Source organism: Pseudomonas sp. PA-1-6B (genome assembly GCF_021609545.1).
Lineage (GTDB): Bacteria > Pseudomonadota > Gammaproteobacteria > Pseudomonadales > Pseudomonadaceae > Aquipseudomonas > Aquipseudomonas fluorescens_BV.
In genome coordinates, this window is record NZ_WJZM01000047.1 from 1 (window position 1) to 22420 (window position 22420).

A 22420-nucleotide genomic window follows, 5' to 3' on the forward strand; every position below is an offset into this window, starting at 1 on the left:
TCGGCTGACAAAGACTGATTGATCGTCGTATGCTTTTTCATGGGCTCGCCCTCGCTGTCGTTGGCTTCTATAAGAATGCCACCGTGGCGCATAGACGCCTCGGCTTGGGCGAGTCCATCTAATTACACGCAGTGATCGGTTTACAGCCAGCCGCTGCTCTGCATGGCCTTGTACACCGCAATAATCGCCAGCACGAAGAACGCCGTAGCCGCCAAGCGACGAATCAAGGTCAGCGGCAGTTTCTCCGCGGCAAAATTCCCCGCCAGCACCACCGGCACGTTGGCAATCAACATGCCCAGGGTGGTACCGATAATCACCAGCCACAGTTCCGGGTATTGCGCCGCCAGCATCACCGTGGCGATCTGGGTCTTGTCACCGATTTCGGCGAGGAAGAACGCAATCAAGGTGGTCAGGAAGGGCCCGAACTTACGGGTGGTACTGGCTTCGTCATCATCGAGTTTGTCTGGCACCAGGGTCCACAGCGCCGTGGCGCAGAAGCTCGCGGCGAGGATCCAGTGCAGCACCGCATCCGAGAAGAAACTCCCGAACCAGGCGCCCACGGCACCAGCCGCCGCATGGTTGGCCAGGGTCGCGGCGACGATGCCGGCGATGATCGGCCAGGGCTTGCGAAAGCGAGCAGCAAGGATGAGTGCGAGCAGTTGCGTCTTGTCGCCGATTTCGGCCAAGGCAACGATTGCGGTAGGAACGAGTAGTGAATCCAGCATCAGGTAGTTTCCAGGGGCGGGTCGACACGGCTATGACACGTACAGCCTTCCCGCCCCGGGTAAGGTGTGCGTGTCATAGGTCTTGTCAAACCCCGGTCCGTCTGTGCGGACTCCTGGGTCGCATACGCCATGGTCTGCTGACCAAGTATGTTGACGTATGCCGGACGAGCATGGGCTCGTGGGAGACTACTCCCCTAGGACGCTGCGGATTCTGCCTAGGCAAAATCCATTCGGCAAGCGTTCTTTTTCAAACGTCCGTCAGGGGCGCTTGGCGCGGTAAATGCGAAAACCATTGCCTTCGGCCTTGATTGCGCAGATGCCCAAATGCTCTTCGATGAGTGGCTGGTACTTCAGGAAGCTATTGGCAACCAGGCGAAGTTCGCCACCTTTTGCCAGGTGTTTCGCTGCTTTTCGCAGCAGGTTCTCCGTTGCAAAATAATCGGTATGCACGCCGACATGGAACGGCGGGTTGCTCAAAATCGCGTTCAAACCCATGGGTGCCGCGTCGATTCCGTCGCCGGTCAACACGTCGGCTTCCAGACCGTTCGCCGCCAGCGTCAGTCGGCTGCTGGCGGCGGCGAAGGCATCCACATCCAGCATCGTCACGGTGTTATGCGGGTAGCGGCGTTTGACCGCAGCCCCCAGTACGCCAGCGCCGCAACCGAAATCGAGCAGGTTGCCGCTGGGCAGCTTGTCCAAGTGCTCCAGCAACAACTCGGTGCCGCGGTCCAGGCGACCATGGCTGAACACCCCTGGCAAGCTCACCACCTTCAGCGGGCCTTCTGCCAGGGGTACGTCGAAGACCTGCGCCAGGCTCTCAAGCTCCACGGCTTGCGGCGCGTTGGCGACAGTGACCTGCCATAGTTGGCAATGCCGTGCGCTATCGAGCTTGCGCGGTTTGCCGAACGGAACCATCTGCTTGGCGGCACTTTCGATACCCCCCTTTTTCTCGCCGACCAGAAACAGCTCGGCGCCAGGCAGGCGCGCGGCCACGGCGTTGAGCAGGTAGTCGGTGAGGTCTTTGGACTTGGGCAGGAAAATCACCGCCGCATCAAAGGCGCGCTCGGGCACTGTCACGCCAAACTGGCTGCGTTCGGCGAAGCGCGCATCGAGCGCCGCCTGGTCACCGGCATGCCAGCACCAGCCGTGGGCATTGGGCAGGCGCCCAAGCAAATCGTCGGCAGGCAAACCTACCAGCAGCAGGTTGCCTTGAAAAAGTTCGGCCTGGCGAAGCAGTACTTCACTGCGCGGATCCATAGTCTGCTCCTTGAAAAGGGGCGCAGTTTATCAACTGACGACGCGCAGCGGGGCGCCGTTGAAAAAGCCCTGGGCGTTTTCCGTAAGCTGGCCGACGATACGCTGCCGTGCTTCGCGACTGCCCCAGGCGTTGTGGGGCGTGACGATCAAGCGTGGAATGTCTCCAGCCAGCAGCGGGTTGCCATTGACTGGCGGCTCGACACTCAGCACGTCAGTCGCTGCGCCGCCAAGGTGACCACTGCGCAGCGCGTCGGCCAGGGCCTGTTCATTGATCAAACCACCGCGCGCAGTATTGACCACAAATGCGCCGGGCTTGAGCAAGGCCAGTTCACGGGCGCCGATAAAGTCGCGGGTGTGTTCATTGAGTGGGCAATGCAGGGTCAGCGCATCGACCTGGGTCAGCAGTTCGTCCAGCGGCACACGGTCGGCGCGGGCAGGGCGCCCAGGTATCGCGCCGAGCATCACGCGCATGCCGAACGCTTCGGCCAGGCGTGCCACGGCACTGCCCAATTCACCATGGCCGAGCAGGCCGAGGGTTTTGCCTTCCAGTTCGACGATCGGATGGTCCAGCAGGCAAAACTGTTTGGCATGCTGCCATTTGCCAGCGGCCACATCCTGTTGGTAATCCTTCAAGCGCGTGGCGAGGTTGAGCAACAGCATGATCGTATGTTGCGCCACCGACGGCGTGCCGTAACCCTGGCAGTTGCTCACGGTAATCCCCTGGGCGCGGGCCGCTTCAAGGTCGATATTGTTGGTGCCGGTGGCCGACACCAGGATCAGCTTGAGCTCGGGGCAGGCCGCCAGGGTTTGCGCCGTGAGCGGGATTTTGTTGCTGATGGCGACTTGGGCGCCCTGCAAGCGCTCCCGCACATTTTCTGGCGTGGTCTGTTCAAACAACTGCAACTGGCTGAAGCAGTCATGCAAACCGCTGAGGTCGAGGTCGCCCAAGTCCAGCGAAGGGTGGTCGAGGAAGACGGCGCGGCGATTGTTCATGATCAACTGTACCTTTTGCGACGAGGTTCGAAGGCGTAATCTGCCGAGCCTATCAGATGAAATAATCAGTTACTTAATGGAGTGAGCATGTACGTCGCCGAGTTTTTGACCGTAGCCTTGATTCACTTGCTGGCGGTGGCCAGCCCCGGCCCGGATTTCGCCGTGGTGGTGCGTGAGAGTGTGACCCATGGCCGCCGCGCCGGCACATGGACGGCACTGGGCGTCGGTTCGGCGATTTTCCTGCATGTGGGTTACTCGTTGCTGGGTATCGGCTTGATCGTGTCCCAGTCCATTGTGCTGTTCAATGCGTTGAAGTGGGCCGCAGCGGCGTACCTGCTTTACATTGGCTTCAAGGCCCTGCGCGCCCAGCCGGCCAAGCCTGCGGCCGAGGGCGAGTTGCACCGTGAAGCGGGCGAGCGCACCCCACGCGGCGCGTTTACCGCAGGTTTTGTGACCAATGGCTTGAACCCCAAGGCCACGCTGTTCTTTCTGTCGCTGTTCACCGTAGTGATCAACCCGCACACGCCGCTGGCAGTGCAGGCCGGTTATGGGGTGTACCTGGCGGTGGCGACTGCGTTGTGGTTTTGCCTGGTGGCCATGTTGTTCAGCCAGCAGCGCGTGCGCGCCGGGTTTGCAAAGATGGGTCATTGGTTTGATCGGACCATGGGCGCGGTGTTGATTGCCATCGGGGTGAAACTGGCCTTTACCAGCATGAAATAATCATTTTTCTCAAGTGAGCACAATCCAGATGTGGGAGCGGGCTTCATTAGGTCCTCGGTAATGGCGTAACGCTAGCATTTGCTGGCCCCTGCAAATCATTCCTTTGGCTGATTTGGCTGAAACATAAGCGCTCTACAGTGCAGGTCTTCAAGCCAAGACTGTGCAGTCATTAAAGGGATTCTTATGTTGCAGACCCGTGTTATCCCGCCCGCCGAAGGTGCGTACCAATACCCGCTGTTGATCAAGCGCCTGTTGATGTCCGGGACTCGCTACGAGAAAACCCGGGAAATTATCTATCGCGACAAGCTGCGCTACAGCTACCCGACGCTGATCGAGCGCGTCGCTCGCCTGGCCAATGTGCTGACCGAAGCCGGGGTCAAGGCCGGTGACACGGTGGCGGTGATGGACTGGGACAGCCACCGTTACCTGGAGTGTATGTTCGCCATCCCGATGATCGGCGCGGTGATTCACACCATCAACGTGCGCCTGTCGCCAGAACAGATTCTGTACACCATGAACCACGCCGAAGACCGCTTTGTGCTGGTCAACAGTGAGTTCGTGGGGCTCTACCAGGCGATTGCCGGGCAGCTCACCACCGTCGACAAGACCTTGTTGATTACCGATGGTGACACCCACACCGCCGAGCTACCCAACCTGGTGGGTGAGTATGAAACCCTGCTGGCCGCCGCCAGCCCCACCTATGACTTCGAGGACTTCGACGAAAACTCGGTCGCCACCACCTTCTACACCACTGGCACCACCGGTAACCCCAAGGGTGTGTATTTCACCCATCGGCAACTGGTGCTGCACACCATCGGCGTGGCGACCATCATGGGCAGCGTCGACAGCGTGCGGCTGCTGGGCACCAACGATGTATATATGCCGATCACCCCGATGTTCCACGTACACGCCTGGGGCTTGCCGTATGTGGCGACCATGCTCGGGCTGAAACAGGTGTACCCCGGCCGCTACGACCCGGAATACCTGGTGGAACTGTGGCGCAAGGAGAAGGTGACGTTCTCCCACTGTGTGCCGACCATTCTGCAAATGGTGCTCAACGCCAAGGCTGCGCAGAACGTGGATTTCGGCGGTTGGAAAATCGTCATCGGCGGCAGCGCCCTGAACCGTTCGCTGTACGAAGCCGCCAAGGCCCGAGGCATTCAACTGACCGCCGCGTACGGCATGTCCGAGACCGGGCCGCTGGTATCCTGCGCTCACCTCAATGATGAGTTGATGGCTGGCAGCGAAGATGAGCGCACCACCTACCGCATCAAGGCCGGTGTGCCGGGCCCGTTGGTCGAGGCGGCAATCATGGACACCGACGGTCGTTTCCTGCCCGCCGATGGCGAAACCCAGGGCGAACTGGTGCTGCGCGCGCCGTGGCTGACCGAGGGTTACTACAACGAGCCGCACAAGGGCGCCGAGCTGTGGGCCGGTGGCTGGTTGCACACCGGTGATGTGGCTACGCTGGATGCCTTTGGCGTGATTGATATCCGTGATCGCATCAAGGATGTGATCAAGACCGGCGGCGAATGGATCTCCTCCCTGGCCCTCGAAGACCTGGTCAGCCGTCACCCCGCCGTACGGGAAGTGGCGGTGGTAGGCATTGCCGATCCGCAATGGGGCGAGCGCCCCTTCGCCTTGTTGGTGGTGCGTGAAGGGCATGTGATCGATGCGCGAGAGCTCAAGGAACACCTCAAGCCTTTTGTCGAGCTGGGCCATCTGAGCAAGTGGGCGATTCCGAGCCAGATCGCCGTTGTTACTGAAATTCCCAAGACCAGTGTCGGCAAGCTCGACAAGAAACGTATCCGTGTCGACATCATCGAATGGCAGGCCAACAACAGCACGTTCCTGTCCACGCTCTAAACCCTCTCGCCGCGCCCGTTCGGGCGCGGTAATGCTCTATATCAAGCCTTTACTTGTGATTTGCCGAATTTCAGCCATCCTTCCCGCGTCGACCTTCGTCGGCGTGGCGAAAGGGTTGTGGCAGACAGGTTGGTGATGCAAATCACACTTTAGAGGGATCAAGCACTCCCCCCCCTCTGGCTATAGTCCCTTTCAGAGTTTTTCGCGGATGTTGCGCTTCGAGCCATGGAGGCTCGGTGGCGATGCGGCATTGGAATCGTTGTATCCCGGCCGTTACATCTGAAGAAAGGGCTCACTGCCATAACAATAAAATATGCACATGGAGTAGCGTCGATGACCTCAGTAAACCAGTTCTGGCGCCGGGCAAGACTGCCCCTGGCCGTCAGCCTCGCTTCTACGCTCGCCGGGCCGGCATTCGGCGTCAGTTTCAACATTGGTGAAATCGAAGGGAGCTTTGACTCGTCGCTTTCCGTGGGGGCGAGCTGGTCCACGGCCAAGCCCAATCGTGACCTGATCGGTGCCAACAACGGCGGCAAGGGCCTGTCTCAGACCTCCGATGACGGCCACCTGAACTTCAAGCGCGGCGAAACGTTCTCGAAGATCTTCAAGGGCATCCACGACCTGGAACTGAAGTACGGCGACACCGGTGTGTTTGTGCGGGGCAAGTACTGGTACGACTTCGAACTCAAGGACGAAAGCCGTCCGTTCAAGGACATCAGCGACAACAACCGCAAGGAAGGCGCCAAGTCTTCGGGCGGGCAGATTCTCGATGCATTCGTCTACCACAACTACTCGATTGCCGATGCGCCGGGTTCCGTGCGTTTTGGTAAGCAGGTTGTGAGCTGGGGCGAAAGTACCTTCATCGGCGGCGGCATCAACTCCATCAACCCGATCGACGTGTCGGCGTTTCGTCGTCCGGGGGCCGAGATCAAGGAAGGCTTGATCCCGGTGAACATGTTCTACGTGTCCCAGTCGCTCACCGACAACCTGTCGGCCGAGGCGTTTTACCAACTGGAGTGGGACCAGACCGTGACCGATAACTGCGGCACGTTCTTCTCGCAGCCGGACGTGATCTCCGATGGTTGCAGCAACAACCTGCGGGTACTGAACAAGCGTTCCACCATTCCTGCTGCCGCCCTGCCGACGCTGGGTGCCTTGGGTGTGGACGTGAACAGCGAAGGCGTACTGGTGCGTCGTGGTCCGGACCGTGATGCACGCGACAGCGGCCAGTTCGGCGTGGCTATGCGCTACAACTTCGAACCGCTGGATACCGAATTTGGCGCCTACTTCATGAACTACCACAGCCGCGCGCCGATCTTCAGTGCGCAGGGCGCGCCATCGGCGGCCTACACGCGTCCGCTGGGGCCACTGGGGGCCTTGCGGCCGTTGATCGTGGCGGGTAGCTCGAACTACTTCGTCGAGTACCCGGAAGATATTCGCCTCTATGGCCTGAGCTTCTCCACCACCTTGCCTACCGGCACCGCCTGGAGCGGTGAGTTGAGCTACCGTCCGAATGCGCCGGTGCAGTTGAGCACCACTGACATTCTGTTCGCGGGCGTCACGCCGATCCCCGGCTTTGGCAATGCGTCCGTGCTCAAGGGCACGCCGGGCCAGGACCTGCACGGCTACAACCGCAAGGAAGTCACCCAGTTCCAGACCACTTTCACGCACTTCTTCGACCAGGTCATGGGCGCCAGCCGCCTCACCACCGTCGGTGAAATCGGCGTGACGCACGTGGGTGGCCTGGAAAGCAAATCCCAGGCTCGTTACGGCCGCGATCCGGTGTTCGGCCCAGGCACGCTGCCAGGTGGGTTCTGCAACGCCCTCAACAACTCCACCGCCAACGGCGCCGGCTTGCCCAACGCTGCTGGCCTGAACACCAATTGCAATAACGACGGCTATACCACCGCAACGTCCTGGGGCTACCGCGCCCGTGCCATCTGGGAATACCCGGACGTGTTCGCGGGCGTGAACCTCAAGCCCAACGTAGCCTGGTCCCATGACGTCAAAGGTTACTCGCCAGGCCCTGGCGGCAACTTTGAAGAAGGTCGCAAGGCGGTCAGCCTGGGCCTGGATGCCGAATACCAGAACACCTACACCGCGAGCCTGGCGTACACCAACTTCTTTGGTGGCAAGTTCAGCACCGTGGATGACCGCGACTTTGTCGCTTTGAGCTTCGGCGCCAACTTCTAAGCACACTCTTTTCAAGTGGCATGTATTCAGGAAGACCAGAGCATGAAAATAACAAAAAGTCTGTTGCACGTGGGTGTGCTTGGGCTGTCGATCCTGGCGAGTAACGTCATGGCGGCAGTCTCGGCAGATGAAGCCGCCAAGCTCGGCACGACTCTGACCCCAATGGGCGCCGAGATGGCCGGTAACGCGGCCGGCACCATTCCAAAATGGTCGCCATTGCCGACCAATGCCGGCGCGGTGGACGCCCGTGGTTTCCTCGCCAACCCGTATGCCAGCGAGCAACCGCAGTTCATCATCACCGCGCAGAACGTCGAGCAGTACAAAGACAAGCTGGCCCCCGGGCAATACGCGATGTTCAAGCGTTACCCGGACAGCTTCAAGATGCCGGTGTACCCGACCCATCGCGGCGCCACCGTGCCGCCCGAGGTGTTTGCCTCGATCAAGAAAAACGCCACCACCACCAACCTGGTGTCCGGCGGCAACGGCCTGGAAAACTTCGAAACCGCGATTCCGTTCCCGATTCCCAAGAGCGGCGTCGAGGTTATCTGGAACCACATCACCCGTTATCGCGGCGGCAGCGTGACCCGCCTGGTCACCCAGGCCACCCCGCAAACCAACGGTTCCTACAGCCTGGTGTACTTCCGCGACCAGTTCGTGTTCCGCGACAAGATGAAGGACTTCGATCCGAAAAACCCAGGCAACGTGCTGTTCTACTTCAAGCAGCAAGTGACTGCGCCAGCGCGCCTGGCCGGTGGTGTACTGCTGGTGCACGAAACCCTCGACCAGGTCAAAGAGCCGCGTTCGGCCTGGGTCTACAATGCCGGGCAGCGCCGTGTGCGTCGGGCGCCGCAAGTGTCCTATGACGGGCCGGGTACTGCCGCCGATGGCCTGCGTACCTCCGACAACCTCGACATGTACAACGGTGCGCCGGACCGCTACGACTGGAAGCTGGAAGGCAAGAAAGAGATGTACATCGCCTCCAACAGCTACAAGGTCGACGATCCCAAGCTCAAGTACGCCGACATCATCAAGGCTGGCCACATCAACCAGGACCTGGCTCGCTACGAGCTGCGCCGGGTCTGGCACGTGGTTGCCACCTTGAAGGAAGGCCAGCGCCACATCTACGCCAAGCGTGACTTCTACATCGACGAAGACACCTGGCAAGCAGCGGTGATCGACCACTACGACGGTCGCGGCCAACTGTGGCGCGTTGCCGAAGCCCATGCCGAGAACTACTACGACAAGCAAGTGCCGTGGTACGCCCTGGAAACCCTCTATGACCTGCAGTCCGGCCGCTACCTGGCCCTGGGCATGAAGAACGAAGAGAAGCAGGCCTATGACTTCGGCTTCACCGCCAGCACCAGCGACTTCACCCCAGCGGCCCTGCGTCAGGACGGCGTTCGCTAACCTGTAGGAGCGAGCTTGCTCGCGAAGGTCGCCAACGAGAACGCGCCCATCCTGGATGGGCGCGTTTTTTTTGAGTGCTTCGCGAGCAAGCTCGCTCCTACTTCTTGCTTGGCGGCTGGAAGGGATATTTCTTGTCGCAGTTCTTTTTCAGCCATTTGTTGCAAAGATCTACAATCCCGCCGCTTTTACCGCTAGTCTGCGGACATCTGCAATGCCGACAACAGCCTTCTACAAGAGCCCGGCGATGACTGATCTGTCCCGAACCCATGGGCCTGCCAGTGTGGTGATGCCGACCCTGGAAGGCCGCTTCTACCGGCCCCCGCTGCCTGACGGCTACGTGCTGCGCCCGCGCCTGTGCGAACGGCTGAATGCGGGCCTTGATGGGCGACTGTTGCTGGTCAGCGCGCCCGCGGGGTTTGGCAAGAGTTCGTTGGCGGTGGAGTTCTGCCAGGGCTTGCCTGCCCAGTGGCAAAGCCTGTGGTTGGGCCTGAGCCCTCGGGACAGCGACCCCGGCCGTTTCCTGGAACGGCTGCTCGACGGCTTGCAACAGTATTTCCCGCAACTCGGCGCCCAATCCCTGGGGTTGCTGAAAATGCGCCAGCGTCACCAACCCTTTGCCTTCGAAGAATGGCTCGATGGCCTGCTCGACGAGCTGGCAGTGCACCTGTCTGCACGCTCGCCGTTATTGCTGGTGCTGGATGACTATCACCTGGCCCAGGGTCCGGTGCTGGATCGCTGCCTGCAGTTTTTTCTCAATCATTTGCCTGATGGCCTGGTGGTGCTGGTTACCAGCCGGCAGCGTCCGGACTGGCACCTGGCACGCCTGCGCCTGTCGCGGCACCTGTTGGAACTGCATGAGCAAGACCTGCGCCTGACCCATGACGAGTCCCTGGCGGTGCTGGATGGACACGGCAATGCATTGCGCGGCGAGGCGTTGGAAAACCTGATCCGCCGTAGCGAGGGCTGGGTCGCCGGCCTGCGTTTCTGGCTGTTGGCGGCCTCCGAAGCCGGCAGTGAGAGCGCCTTGCCGCAAAGCCTGCACGGTGGCGAGGGGCTGATTCGCGATTACCTGCTCGAAGAGGTCATCGACTGCCTTCCCGCAGAAGTGCAAGCGTTCCTGTACGACACCGCACCTCAGGAGCGCTTTTGCAGCGAACTATGCGACGCCGTCCGCGAGGCCCATGACAGCGCAGAAATCCTGCGTTATCTGCAGGCTCATCAAGTGTTCCTGGTGCCTTTGGATGAGCAAGGCCATTGGTACCGCTACCACCACTTGTTCTCCGACCTGCTGCGCACCCGCCGCGAGAAAAGCGCCACCTTGCCGCCGGCCAGTTTGCACTTGCGCGCCTGTCGCTGGTTTAACGCCCAGGGCTTGATCGACGAGGCGGTGGAGCAGGCGCTGCGGGCCGGGCATCTGGATGTGGCGGCGAACCTGGTGCAGAACCTGTCCGAAGAGCAACTGCTGGCAGAGCAGAACGTGGGCATGCTATTGCGTTGGAAGATGGATTTGCCCGACAGCCTGCTGATCAGTACGCCGCGTTTGATCGTGCTGTACAGCTGGGCGCTGGGGCTCGCATGCCAATTGGATGCAGCGCAGGAGCTGTCCAGCTACCTCAGCCGTTTCCTGCCGGCGCCATCGGCCACCGCGCAAAAATCCATGCTGGCTCAGTGGTTGGCGTTGAGCGGGATCATCGCCCGTGGGCGCGGGGACCGTGAGCTGACCCAGCGCTATTGCAACGAAGCGTTGGAAAGCCTGCCGCAAAAGCGTTACGGCCAGCGCCTGATGTGCCTCTCGACCCTGTCCAACCTGGCGATCGTCGATGCCGACCTGTGGCGCGCCCGTGGCCTGAACCGCGAATCGTTGGAGCTGGCGCAGCGCGTCGGTAACCCCCTGTTTGAAGCCTTGGCCCATTACGATCGGGCGCGGGTGCTGCAGGCGCGGGGGGAGATCCTGCGTTCCCTGGATGAAGTCCGCCAGGGCCTTGAGCGCCTGCATGGGCTGGCGCCCCAGCGCCTGTATGCCGTGCGCGCACGGCTGTCGCTGTACGAAGGTTACCTGCTGCTGGTGCGTTACCAGCCCGAAGCCGGCCTTGCGCGTTTGCGCGCCGGCCTGGCCGAGGCCCGTGCCTGCCGCGACATCAGCGTGCTGATCGGGCACTGCGTCATCGCCAGCTTCGAAGGGCGGCGTGGGGAGTTTGCCAATGCCTTTGCCGAACTGGCCGAGGCCGAACGCTTGATGCACATCTGGGATGTGCCGCCGATCTATTACCTGGCGATGATCACCCTGATCAAATGCGAGTTGTGGCTGGCCCAGGGGCGCACTGACCTGGCCGACGCCTGGCTGGCCCGCCTGGGGCAGACCTACAACGGCGAGCACGCCGCGGCCGCCCCCGAGTTTCATCCGCACCTGCCGCAACATATCGAGCTGCAACAAGCCGCACTCGATGCCACCCGCCATCAACCCGACAGCGCGCTGCAACGCCTGGAAGCATTGGCCCAACAGGCCCATGACAGTGGGCGCCAGATGATTGCCCTGATGGCGCTGGTTCAGCAGGTGCAGTTACTTCTGGACAATGGCCAGGAAGCCAAGGCCCGGCCGGTATTCGCCCGTGCCCTGGAAGCCGGTTCGGGCGGTGCGTTGCAGCCGTTTCAACGGTTGTTGGAGGGTTACCCGCAGTGGATACGCGATCAGTTGAGCAAGGACTCCCATGGGCTGCTCAACCAGAGCTTGCTGGCGTTGCTGCCCCAAGCCAGCGCAGTTGAAGCCACACCTCAACAGGAAACCCTCAGCACCCGAGAGCTGGCGGTGCTGCAACTGATTGCCCAAGGCTGTTCAAATCAGGAAATCAGCAACCAGCTGTTCATCTCCCTGCACACGGTGAAGACCCACGCCAGCCATATCAACAGCAAGCTCGGCGTGGAGCGTCGTACCCAGGCGGTGGCGCGGGCCAAGGCCATGGGCTTGCTGGCCTGAGCCCTGGGTTTATGGCGTGGTCGGGCAACCTTTGAGTGAGGTGTCGACGGTCTGATTGATCAGCGCGGCGAAACGCTTGAGGTTGTTCTGATGCGCCACCACCAACTCGTCGATGCTCGGCCCGGCAGGTGATTGCAAGGTGGTGCGGCAGGTCAAGGCCGGGCGATCGCCATTGACTTGCCTCAGGCGCCAGCGCACATCGAGCAATGCGTACTGCCCCGTTACCGAGTCAAACCGCTGCACGTCTACGCGTAAAGCTACGGCTTGCCGGGCATTGCTGTTGGCCAATTGATCCACCAAGGCGCTCCTCAGTTCATCTGCGAGGGTGGCGGCCCACCATTGGGTTTCAAGAATCGCCAGGCCGCTGTCGCCCTGGCGAATCACGATCTGCGCACGGTCGACCTGAGGCGGCACGCTGATGCTCTCAATGCGTACACCGCCGGCCTCTGCACGCGTACTCGGGCTCAAGTGCGCTGGGGTCAGTGTATGAAAAGCGATGGGTTCACTGCGACAGGCACCGAGCAGCAGCAGGGCGCTCAGTAACGTGATCTTCAACGGCAATGTCATGGCGGCTCCAATGGTCATTTGCGGGGTGGCCCTTGCAGGTCCGTCGGTGCGGCGTTATCGGGGCGGCCGCGAATCAGCGACTCCGGATGCCGGCCCAGGTAATCCGAAAGCTCGCGCAGGGAGCGCGACATGCGTCCCAACTCGTCGAGGGTCTGGGTCAGTTGTTCACGCTGCGGCGAGTCTTCTGCCAGGGTTGAACTGGCCGATTGCAGGGTCTTGCTCACGTCGGCCAAGGTCGTCTGCACACCCGGCAGCGTCTTGGCGTTGAATTGCGCCAGGCCTTTGCGCAGTTCGACCAGGCTGGCGTCGAGGTTGCCGGCAATACGCTCGACAGGCAGTTGGCTGATCTTGTTGACGATGCCTTCGAACTTCTCTTGCAGCTGTTCCAGGTTGCCCGGGATGGTGGGGATGCCCACCGGACGCTGGTTCGGGTCGAACGCGACTTTCTCGGCCTTGGGGTAGAAGTCCAGGGCGATGTAGAGCTGGCCGGTCAGCAAGTTACCGCTGCGAGCCTGGGCGCGCAGGCCGTTTTCGATGAAGGTGCCGATCAGGCGTACGCCGGCTGCCTCATCGTCAGGGTTATTGTTCATGGCCTTGAGCAACTTGGTGTGGGCCTCGCCGAGCAGTTGCGGGTAGATCACGATGCCGACATTGACCGGAAAGGTGCGCTTTTTCGCATCGAAATCCAGGTTGATCGATACAACCCTGCCGAACTCGACGCCGAGGAACTCCACCGGTGCGTCGACTTTCAGCCCGCGCAGGGCCTGATCGAAGCGCAGGACCATGTATTGCCCCCTGCCGTTGGGCGGGGCGAGGGCGCTTTGCTGGTCTTCGAACAATTCAAAGCTGCGACTTTCTTCGGCCGGTTTGTCATTGGGGTTGTAGGGCGGCGCCTGGAAGGCGATCCCGCCCATCAGCATGGAGGACAAGGATTCGGTTTTCAGCGCGAAGCCATTGGCACCGACGCTCAAGTCGACGCCGCTGGCATTCCAGAAACGCGTGTTCTCAGTGATGTACACATCATTGGGCGCGTGCACGAAGATTTCGACATTCACGCCCTTGCCCTCGTTGTCCAGCTCATAGGCCACTACCTGGCCCACCGGAATCTTGCGGTAATAGACGGGGGAGCCGATGTCCAGCGAGCCCAGGGCCTGGGTGTGCAGCGTGAAGCGCTTGCCCGGTTCGCCGTAAGTGATGGGCGGCGGGTTTTCCAAGCCGGTGAAGTGTTTGGCGCGAGTCTCGGACTGGCCGATGTCTGCGCCGATGTAGTCGCCGGACAACAACGTGTCGATGCCCGACACGCCGCCTGCGCCGATGCGCGGGCGCACCACCCAGAATTTTGAATCTTCGCGGGTGAAACTTTCGGCCTGTTTGACCAGCTCGACGGTGGCATTGACGCTTTTCTGGTCATCGCTCAGGGCCACGGCGGTTACCTGGCCGATCACCACGTTGCGGTATTTGACCTCGGTTTTGTTGGCAACCAGCCCGCTGCCGGTCTTGAAGTTGAGGACGATGGTCGGCCCTTGTTGCATGACGCTGTGAATCACCAGCGAGATCCCCACCAGCACGGCGACAATCGGCACGATCCAGACCAGCGAAACGCTGAAACGACGCGTCTTGATCACGGGTTGCCCCGCAGGGGTGTCAGCCTTGGATGAGCTCATCCGAGGTCTCCTCGTTATGTGGATTTTCCCAGATTAGCCGGGGATCAAAACTCATGGCTGCCAGCATCGTAAACACGACCACCAGGCCAAAAAACAGAATGCCCAGGCGCGGTTCGATCGTGCCCAGGGCTTGAAACTTCACCAGCGCGGCCACCAGGGCGACCACGATGACGTCAAGCATCGACCAGTAGCCGATCAGTTCGATAAACCGAAACAGCTTTGAACGCTCCTTGCGCGCCCACTGGCTATTGCGCTGCACGGTGACCAGCAGCAGCCCCAGCGACAGGAACTTGATGCCCGGCACGGCAATGCTGGCGATGAAAATGATCAGCGCAATGTCCCAGGCGCCATGCTGCCAGAACTCCAGCACGCCGCTCATGATGGTGCTGTCTGCGCCCGAGCCGAGCATGGTGGTGTTCATCACCGGCAGTAAGTTGGCCGGGACATAAAACGCGAGGGCGGTGAGCATGTAGGCCCAGGTACGGGTCAGGGACTGCACCTTGCGCCGATGCAGCGCGGCGCCACAGCGATCGCACTCGGTGGGCTCAAGGCGCATGTCGCAGGGCTGGCCGCAGGTGTGGCACAGGCACAGGTTCAGCTCGCGGGCGGTGGGCGGTGAATTCATAGGGTGTCCCACAGGTCGCGCACATCGCGCCCGGCAATGCGGATCAGCAACAGGCTCAGGGCGGCCAAGGCGAACAGGCCGGTGCCAGGGATCACATCCAGCATGCCGGCCAGCTTGAACACCGCGACCATCGCGCCCAGCAGGCACACCTCCAGCATGCTCCAGGGCCGGAGTGCTTCGAGCCAGCGCATGCACAGCTTGAACGCCGGCGAGCGCCTGCCGGCCAAGGCGAAACTCAGCACCCAGATCAGCAACAGCAACTGAAACACCGGCGCGATAATGATGGAAATCGCCGCGACCAAGGCAATGAACGTGATCGGCCCCAGGCTCAATGCAACGACTGAATCCCAGAGCGTCGCGCTGTTTTTCAAGCCCTGCAGGCTGATGCTCATCACCGGATAAAAGTTGGCAAAGGTCCACAGCACTGCGGCGGTCACCGTCAAGGCGAGGCGTTGCTGCACCGACAGGCCGTTATAGCGCTGCAGCACGCCCGAGCAACGTACGCACAGGGCTTTTTGATGTTTGGCGAGCGTGACTTTCTCGTACACGCAGTCGCAGTGTTCGCAGATGATCTGTTGATTCGCCATGGGTGTTGCTCCAAATGCGACTGACTGCAGCAGGGGATTTCAATGGCGCTTGCGTAGCTTAGCAGCGGATGGGTCGCGTAATCGACTCCTTCCAGAGCAGGGCCAAGCTACACCATACTGCACTTGGAACGCGCCAGAGAGCTTGCAGGACACCCATGACTATTGAAAAACAACTGTTGATTCGCGAAACCTTTCCCGTCGGCCCGTTGCAGTGCAACTGCACCATCATTGGCGACCCGATCACTAAAAAAGCCATCGTAGTCGACCCCGGTGGCAATCACGAGTTGATCCTGGCGCGCCTTGATGCGCTGGGCCTGAAGGTGGTGAGCATTATCCACACCCATGCTCACCTCGATCATTTCCTCGCCTCCGGCCAATTGAAAGAAAAGACCGGCGCCACGCTGCATTTGCACAAAGATGATCAATTTCTATGGGACAACCTGGAAATGCAATGCCAGATGTTTCGCGTGCCCTACGTCCCGGTGCCGTCGCCGGATCGCTGGCTGGAGCATGACGAAGAACTGGCCTGCGGCTGTGGCGTAGCCTTGCACACCCCAGGGCATACGCCGGGCTCGATGAGTTTCTGGTTCGCCGACGCCAAGCTGTTGATCGCCGGCGATACCTTGTTTCGTCGCGGCGCAGGGCGCACGGACTTATGGGGCGGCGACTAGGCGACGATCGTGCGGTCGATCAAGCAGCGCTTGTATACGCTGGACGAGGGCGCGACGGTGGTCACTGGGCATGGGCCGGATACGTTGCTGGGCGATGAGATGCGGGAGAATCCTTTCGTGCGTGCGTGATGGGTTGTCGGCTCTGATACAAAGCGGTACAGACACACAGACACAGGCCCGAGCCAAACACAGCTATGCTTTACGCACCCTCCACGGAATTTTTGCCGTTTGTCGCGTTCCAAACTCGGCACAGGTCCATTGCCAATGTCCTCTGCATCACAGAATGCAAAAGTAGGAGCTTCCTTCATGTTCACTCCGCGTCGTCTGCTTGTTGTCGCTACCGCCGTAGCCCTGTTGTCTGGCTGCGCTTCACCTAACCCTTATGACGGCAGCCAGGGACAGGCCAGCAATGGTTCCGAAAGCGGCATGAGCAAAACCGCCAAGTACGGCGGCCTCGGTGCACTGGCTGGTGCATTGGCCGGTGCGGCCATCGACCATAACAACCGTGGCAAGGGCGCGCTGATTGGCGCAGTCGTTGCGGGTGCCGGTGCGGCGGGCTATGGCTACTACGCCGACCAGCAAGAGAAAAAACTGCGTGAAAGCATGGCGAACACCGGGGTTGAGGTGCAGCGCCAGGGTGACCAGATCAAGCTGATCATGCCGGGCAACATTACCTTCGCCACCAACTCGGACGCGATCTCCAGCAGCTTCTACCAGCCGCTGAACAACCTGGCCAACTCCCTCAAGCAGTTCAACCAGAACACCATCCAGATCGTTGGCTACACCGACAGCACCGGTAGCCGCCAACTGAATATGGACCTGTCCCAGCGCCGTGCGCAGAGCGTGGCCAACTACCTGACCTCCCAAGGCGTCAATGGTGCCAACCTGAGCGCACGCGGTGCCGGTCCGGATAACCCGATTGCCAGCAACGCCGACGTGAATGGCCGTGCGCAGAACCGTCGCGTCGAAGTCAACCTCGGCCCGATCCCTGGCCAGCAATACGGCCAGCCTGGCCAGCAGCAGGCGCCACAGCAGAACAACCAGTTCCAGGGCAATCCGTACCAGCAATACCAGTAAACCCTGGGCACTAAAAAGGGCGCCGTGCAGTCAATGCACGGCGCCCTTTTTTGTGGCCGATCGATCTACATCAGTCGATGTATTCGAATACCTTGACGATCTTCTGTACGCCCGACACGCCTTGCACCAGGTTGGCGGCGCGGGTGGCTTCTGCCTGGGTCAGCAGGCCCATCATGTAGACGATGCCGTTATCGGTGACGATCTTGATTCGCGAGCCTGGCACTGCACTGTCGGTCAGCATCTGGGCCTTGATCTTGGTGGTCAGCAAGGCATCGTTGCTGATGGCCAGCAGAGTGATCGGGTCCATGACTTGTAGTTCGTTGTGGACCTTCTTGACGCGTTGCACGCCGGCAGCGGCTTGCTCGGCCTGGGCCTTGAGATCGGCGCGGGGTGTTTGGCCTGCCAGCAGGACCACGCCGTTGAAGCTGGTCACCACGATGCGCGAGGCACCGTTGCCCAGGTCGGTAGCAGCCTTGGCGACGTTGACCTTGACCTTGGTTTCGATCAGCGAATCATCAATGGTGCTGCCGAAGGTGCGTGTGCCCCGGTCGTCCTGAATAGGGGTGTCCCGTGTAGCGGTGATAGCCGAGCTGCAGCCGCTGATGGCGACGCACAGCGTAATGGCCAAAAGACTGAGGCGATTAACGGTCATTCTTCACTCCCGAACAGTTGGCTGTCGATCAGATCGCACAGGCAGTGGATCGCCAGCAGATGAACTTCTTGGATACGTGCAGTGACATTGGCCGGGACGCGAATCTCCACGTCCTCTGGCAGCAGCAGCGAAGCCATGCCGCCGCCGTCGCGACCGGTCAAGGCTACGACAATCATTTCGCGATCATGTGCGGCCTGGATCGCTTGAATAATATTCGCCGAGTTACCGCTGGTGGAAATCGCCAGCAATACATCGCCCGGCTGGCCTAGGGCGCGGATCTGCTTGGAGAAGATTTCGTTGTAGCTGTAGTCGTTGGCGATCGAAGTGATCGTCGACGAGTCGGTGGTCAACGCAATGGCCGGCAGGCTCGGGCGCTCGCGTTCAAAACGGTTGAGCAGCTCGGATGAAAAATGCTGGGCATCGCCGGCCGAACCACCGTTGCCGCACGAAAGCATTTTGCCTTCGTTGAGCAAGGCATTGACCATGACCTGACTGGCTTGCTCGATGTGCGGTGCAAGTACGTCCATCGCCTGTTGCTTGGTGTCGATGCTGGCCTGGAAAAGCTGGCGAATTCGGGATTGCATGTCCATCTGTGTGACCTTAAGTAGCGCGGCTGTTTGGCACAGGTAATGTGCAGCCCGCAATGCAAAGAGCAAAAGTGAGTGGTGAGGGTGCCCGGCGAATCAGCTGTCGAAGGCATTTTTAAGCCAGGTCAGATCAGCTGTGCCTGACGGGGTGCTTTCCATTGCAACCACATCGAAACGGCAGGGGCGGTCAGCCCAGCGATGCTCTTTTTGCAGGAAAAACTGCGCAGCGAGTATCAGCTTTTGACGCTTGCGCTCGTCGATACTGGCGAGCGCGCCACCCCATTGTGCGTGTTTTCTGTAGCGGACTTCGACGAATACTACTGTATCGCCGTCAAGCATGACCAGATCAAGCTCGCCGCGTTTACATAACCAGTTCTGCGCCAGAAGGCGCAGACCCTGTTGTTGCAGGTAATCGAGCGCATGCAGTTCGGCATCCTTGCCGCTTTGTGCGCTGGACCGCTGGGGCATCAGCGTGGGGTATCGGGCAGGCGCTGTATTTCGCCGCCGACGAACTTCGCCCAAGGCATCTGGCGGTCCACGCGCTGGTTGGCGCTGATGCCCAGGTTGCCCGAGAGGCCGTCGACACGGGTGTCAGGCAGTGCCTTGAGCTGGCCCAGGCGTGGTGCCAGGCGGTAGGCATCGACGCCCATTGCGTAGAGGCGGCCCAGGCTGCCATTGGCTTGCGGCCATTGCGCCGCAACCTGGTTGCGCAGTGGGTCGGTGGTGTTAAGCAACCAAGGGGTTTCGCAGAACATCACGTTGGTCATGTCCAGGTACTGGTTACGGTCACCGCTGGCACTGAACACGTGGGAGGTTGCGTACACCGGCACATCGCCGGCGTATTGGAAGTTCAGGGTCGGCTTGATCTGCTGGGCCAGTTGTGGCGTGACAGCCAGGAAGATGAACTCGATGTCCTGGCGACGCGAAGGCTGGGCGGCTACGTCGGTGCCTACTGTGCTTTGCAGGCTCTTGGCGCGGCCTTCGCTCTTGCGCAGTTGGAACAGATCGGCGATCTGCTGGGCCAGGGCAACAGGCTGATCGACATATTCAACGCCCATGACAGTGCCGCCATTGGCTTCCCAATCCTGGCGGAACGCTTTGTAGACGCGCTCGCCCCATTCGCCACGGGGCACCATGGCGGCGGCGCGGTGCAGGCCGTCGGCACGTGCACGGCGCGACACTTCGCGGGCTTCGTCTTCAGCGGCCAGGCCGAACTGGAACAACTGCGCCGGGCCTTGATCGGTCTCGCTGTAGTTCAGGGCGAGGGTGGTGATCGGCAGCTGCGGGCGTGCGCTGAGTTGCTTGACCAGCGGTTTTTCCAGCGGGCCGACGACCAGTTGCACGCCGGCGGCCTGGGCCTTGGCGTAGAAGTCGTCGAGGGAGCCCAGGCGCGAGCTGTCATAGAACTCGATGACCGGTGGCTTCTGCCCGGCTTGTTCAGCCTGGTAGTGAGCCGCCATGAAGCCTTCGCGCAGCGCTTTGCCCACAGCCGCCAGCGGGCCTTCCTGCGGTAGCAGCAGGGCGATCTTGTTCAGGGGCTGGCTGGCCAGTTCCTTGAGTTTGGTCAGCGGCGCTGGCAGTTGCACAGCCGCTGGGTGGCCCGGGTTCTGTGCGCGCCAGGTGTCGATGGCGGCTTGTTGTTGCTCCAGCGTACCGGCGCCCTTGACCGCCTGGGCCAGGGTGATCCAGCCATCGAGTGTCGGGTTGCCAGTGGCTTGCAGCTGTTCGGCTGGCAACGCGGCAATCAATACCCAGATGGCCTCGTGGTTGCTGTTGGCAGCCTCACCCGTCAGTAGGGGCGCCATGGACACCCGCTCGCGAGCGGCGGCCAGGGTCTGGCCATCGGCTTCATAGGCACGTGCATGTACGGTACCGGTGCGGATCTGCTGGTCGGTCGGCAACTCCTTCAGGCTTTGCAGGCTGGGGTGGTTCAGCGCTGCCAAGGCCGCCTTGGGCTGGTTGCGCCCCATGGCCAGTTCTGCGGCCAGGGTGCTGGCAAATACCTGCGCGGCTGGCTTCAGGGCGTCCAGGGGCACTTGCGCAAGGATCTGCGAGGAGCGGCCGGGGTTGTTCTGCTGGTAAGCCAGGTCTGCCGCGCTCAGGCGCAGCAACGCGGCTTTTTCTGGCGTCTTGGCGTTCGTCGCCTGTTCGAGCAGTTGCTCGATACTGGCGTCGGGCGTGCGTGGCAGTTCGCCAAGACTGGAGGAGGGCGAACTGGCGCAAGCAGCCAGCAAGGCAGCGAGGCAGAGGGCGGAGAGCAGCCGCAGGCAAGCGATCATGTAAGTGTTCCTGATACCGATCAAATTAGCGTGGAAGTGTACCCAAGCACTGGCCCAGGCGCGATGTTCATGGCGTTAAACCGTGGATTTAGGTCGTGCAAATGTTGTGTTTAGCTAATGGTGGCTGAAACGGCATCGGCCGTGATGGCATATTTTCAAGGCGTCTACGCGCTACAATGTGGCTTTTGCCAATCATCGAGGTGTGCGCTTTGACTGCTCCAGGTCCTTTGAATTCCACTGCTGGCTCGCTTTTTGTGGTGGCGACGCCCATTGGCAACCTGGACGACATCAGTGCCCGGGCGCTGAAAGTGTTGCGCGAGGTGAAATTGATCGCGGCAGAAGACACTCGGCACTCCCAGCGGTTGATGCAGCATTTTGGTATCAGCACGCCATTAGCGGCCTGCCACGAACACAACGAACGTGAAGAGGGTAGCCGCTTTATCACACGTCTTTTGGCGGGTGATGACGTCGCGCTGATTTCCGACGCGGGCACGCCCCTGATTTCCGATCCTGGTTACCACCTGGTCCGCCAGGCCCGTGCCGCTGGTATCAATGTAGTGCCTGTTCCCGGAGCTTGCGCGCTGATTGCTGCATTATCGGCCGCCGGGTTGCCCTCGGACCGCTTTATCTTCGAAGGCTTCCTGCCCGCCAAGGCTGTAGGGCGTCGGGCGCGTCTGCAGGCACTTAAAGAAGAACCGCGCACCTTGATCTTCTATGAGGCTCCGCATCGCATCCTTGAATGCCTGCAAGACATGGAGCTGGTGTTCGGCGGTGAGCGCCTGGCCTTGCTGGCTCGAGAGTTGACCAAGACCTTCGAAACCCTCAAGGGGTTGCCGCTGGAGGAGCTGCGAGCGTTTGTCGAGGGCGACAGCAATCAGCAACGTGGCGAATGCGTGGTGCTGGTCGCAGGCTGGACCGCGCCGGAGAATGAAGATGCGGTGGGCAGCGAGGCGATGCGCGTCCTCGATTTGTTGCTCAAGGAAATGCCACTCAAGCGCGCCGCCGCCCTGGCAGCGGAAATTACCGGCGTGCGCAAGAATGTGTTGTATCAGGTCGCACTCGATAAGCAGAAGGTCGAATAGTTCCAGGGGCAAATCTGCATTTCGTCTGAACGTGATGGCAATGCTGCACTTTTAATACTTGTCCTCAAGCCGCCGTGCCGTTAACCTGCGCGGCGGAGAGTCGATTGGACAGTCGCTGCCCTCTATGAAAATTAGGGGGGGGAGGAAAGTCCGGGCTCCATAGGGCGAAGTGCCAGGTAATGCCTGGGAGGCGTGAGCCTACGGAAAGTGCCACAGAAAATAACCGCCTAAGCACTTCGGTGCCGGTAAGGGTGAAAAGGTGCGGTAAGAGCGCACCGCACGACTGGCAACAGTTCGTGGCTAGGTAAACCCCACTTGGAGCAAGACCAAATAGGGTCCCAAGGCGTGGCCCGCGCTGGGACCGGGTAGGTTGCTAAAGATGTCCAGTGATGGCCATCGTAGACGAATGACTGTTCAAGACAGAACCCGGCTTACAGATCGACTCTCCACCTTTTTTCCTTGCGTTCGAATCTCGTGCGCAAACCCGGTAGTAA

18 protein-coding genes, 1 other RNA gene, 1 pseudogene and 1 riboswitch are annotated in these 22420 nt (G+C 60.8%); of the genes and pseudogenes, 9 read left to right on the forward strand and 11 right to left on the reverse strand.

Annotation, left to right across the window (positions count from 1 at the left end):
- Positions 1-140: 140 nt before the first annotated feature.
- The 3 genes from GIV35_RS20135 to GIV35_RS20145 all read right to left on the reverse strand — a co-directional run bounded on the left by GIV35_RS20135 (position 141) and on the right by GIV35_RS20145 (position 2978).
- A complete protein-coding gene (locus GIV35_RS20135; RefSeq protein WP_014716954.1) occupies positions 141-725 on the reverse strand; it encodes a TMEM165/GDT1 family protein in 585 nt (194 codons plus the stop codon).
- Positions 726-812: 87 nt separating this feature from the next.
- Positions 813-933: riboswitch (yybP-ykoY riboswitch) on the reverse strand.
- 50 nt (positions 934-983) lie between these two features.
- Complete coding sequence (locus GIV35_RS20140) at positions 984-1982, reverse strand: class I SAM-dependent methyltransferase (protein WP_034126326.1); 999 nt, start codon at positions 1980-1982, stop codon at positions 984-986.
- Positions 1983-2012: 30 nt separating this feature from the next.
- Positions 2013-2978, reverse strand: coding sequence for a 2-hydroxyacid dehydrogenase (locus GIV35_RS20145; protein ID WP_197901435.1), 966 nt, complete (start codon positions 2976-2978; stop codon positions 2013-2015).
- An 84-nt stretch (positions 2979-3062) separates the two neighbouring features.
- Between GIV35_RS20145 and GIV35_RS20150 the strand changes: the two genes are divergently transcribed.
- The 5 genes from GIV35_RS20150 (at position 3063) to GIV35_RS20170 (ending at position 12135) form a co-directional block, all read left to right on the forward strand.
- Positions 3063-3695, forward strand: a complete 633-nt coding sequence (locus tag GIV35_RS20150) for a LysE family translocator (RefSeq protein ID WP_014716957.1) — start codon at positions 3063-3065, stop codon at positions 3693-3695.
- A 183-nt stretch (positions 3696-3878) separates the two neighbouring features.
- Positions 3879-5561 carry a fatty acid--CoA ligase gene (locus GIV35_RS20155; protein ID WP_089041368.1) on the forward strand — a complete coding sequence of 561 codons (1683 nt, stop codon included), beginning with the start codon at positions 3879-3881 and terminating at the stop codon, positions 5559-5561.
- A gap of 333 nt (positions 5562-5894) precedes the next feature.
- Positions 5895-7754, forward strand: coding sequence for a DUF1302 domain-containing protein (locus tag GIV35_RS20160; RefSeq protein ID WP_003188640.1), 1860 nt, complete (start codon positions 5895-5897; stop codon positions 7752-7754).
- A gap of 42 nt (positions 7755-7796) precedes the next feature.
- Positions 7797-9161 carry a DUF1329 domain-containing protein gene (locus tag GIV35_RS20165; RefSeq protein ID WP_223023137.1) on the forward strand — a complete coding sequence of 455 codons (1365 nt, stop codon included), beginning with the start codon at positions 7797-7799 and terminating at the stop codon, positions 9159-9161.
- Between the two features lie 244 nt (positions 9162-9405).
- The gene (locus GIV35_RS20170; protein ID WP_223023138.1) at positions 9406-12135 is read left to right on the forward strand and encodes a LuxR C-terminal-related transcriptional regulator; all 2730 of its coding nucleotides are present in this window, start codon (positions 9406-9408) and stop codon (positions 12133-12135) included.
- Positions 12136-12144: 9 nt separating this feature from the next.
- Here the strand turns inward: GIV35_RS20170 and GIV35_RS20175 are convergent, their stop codons facing one another.
- The 4 genes from GIV35_RS20175 to GIV35_RS20190 are packed head-to-tail and all read right to left on the reverse strand — an operon-like array spanning position 12145 to position 15578.
- A complete protein-coding gene (locus tag GIV35_RS20175; RefSeq protein ID WP_223023139.1) occupies positions 12145-12702 on the reverse strand; it encodes a PqiC family protein in 558 nt (185 codons plus the stop codon).
- Between the two features lie 14 nt (positions 12703-12716).
- Positions 12717-14366, reverse strand: coding sequence for a PqiB family protein (locus GIV35_RS20180; RefSeq protein WP_073524099.1), 1650 nt, complete (start codon positions 14364-14366; stop codon positions 12717-12719).
- Positions 14347-14991: a paraquat-inducible protein A gene (locus GIV35_RS20185; protein ID WP_014716963.1), complete on the reverse strand. Its 645-nt coding sequence runs from the start codon at positions 14989-14991 to the stop codon at positions 14347-14349. The genes GIV35_RS20180 and GIV35_RS20185 overlap by 20 nt, the downstream gene beginning before the upstream one ends.
- The gene (locus tag GIV35_RS20190; RefSeq protein ID WP_186607364.1) at positions 14988-15578 is read right to left on the reverse strand and encodes a paraquat-inducible protein A; all 591 of its coding nucleotides are present in this window, start codon (positions 15576-15578) and stop codon (positions 14988-14990) included. Before GIV35_RS20190 ends, GIV35_RS20185 begins: the two co-directional genes overlap by 4 nt.
- 155 nt (positions 15579-15733) lie before the next feature.
- Between GIV35_RS20190 and GIV35_RS20195 the strand changes: the two are divergent.
- Together GIV35_RS20195 and GIV35_RS20200 are read left to right on the forward strand one after the other, a co-directional pair.
- A pseudogene (locus GIV35_RS20195) lies at positions 15734-16378 on the forward strand (MBL fold metallo-hydrolase).
- 177 nt (positions 16379-16555) lie between these two features.
- The gene (locus GIV35_RS20200) at positions 16556-17326 is read left to right on the forward strand and encodes an OmpA family lipoprotein (protein ID WP_019816951.1); all 771 of its coding nucleotides are present in this window, start codon (positions 16556-16558) and stop codon (positions 17324-17326) included.
- A 70-nt stretch (positions 17327-17396) separates the two neighbouring features.
- On the opposite strand, the gene GIV35_RS20205 is transcribed toward GIV35_RS20200, so the two are convergent.
- The 4 genes from GIV35_RS20205 to GIV35_RS20220 all read right to left on the reverse strand — a co-directional run bounded on the left by GIV35_RS20205 (position 17397) and on the right by GIV35_RS20220 (position 20844).
- Entirely contained in the window at positions 17397-17978 is a 582-nt protein-coding gene (locus GIV35_RS20205) for a BON domain-containing protein (RefSeq protein WP_003188655.1), read from the reverse strand.
- The gene (locus tag GIV35_RS20210) at positions 17975-18568 is read right to left on the reverse strand and encodes a phosphoheptose isomerase (RefSeq protein WP_007904374.1); all 594 of its coding nucleotides are present in this window, start codon (positions 18566-18568) and stop codon (positions 17975-17977) included. The genes GIV35_RS20205 and GIV35_RS20210 overlap by 4 nt, the downstream gene beginning before the upstream one ends.
- Positions 18569-18661: 93 nt before the next feature.
- Entirely contained in the window at positions 18662-19033 is a 372-nt protein-coding gene (locus GIV35_RS20215) for a YraN family protein (RefSeq protein WP_073524108.1), read from the reverse strand.
- The gene (locus GIV35_RS20220) at positions 19033-20844 is read right to left on the reverse strand and encodes a penicillin-binding protein activator (protein ID WP_054919296.1); all 1812 of its coding nucleotides are present in this window, start codon (positions 20842-20844) and stop codon (positions 19033-19035) included. The genes GIV35_RS20215 and GIV35_RS20220 overlap by 1 nt, the downstream gene beginning before the upstream one ends.
- Before the next feature lie 176 nt (positions 20845-21020).
- Between GIV35_RS20220 and rsmI the strand changes: the two genes are divergently transcribed.
- Positions 21021-21926, forward strand: a complete 906-nt coding sequence (gene rsmI / locus GIV35_RS20225) for a 16S rRNA (cytidine(1402)-2'-O)-methyltransferase (protein ID WP_168220162.1) — start codon at positions 21021-21023, stop codon at positions 21924-21926.
- Positions 21927-22022: 96 nt separating this feature from the next.
- Positions 22023-22376: RNase P RNA component class A (gene rnpB, locus GIV35_RS20230), an RNA gene on the forward strand.
- Positions 22377-22420: the final 44 nt, after the last annotated feature.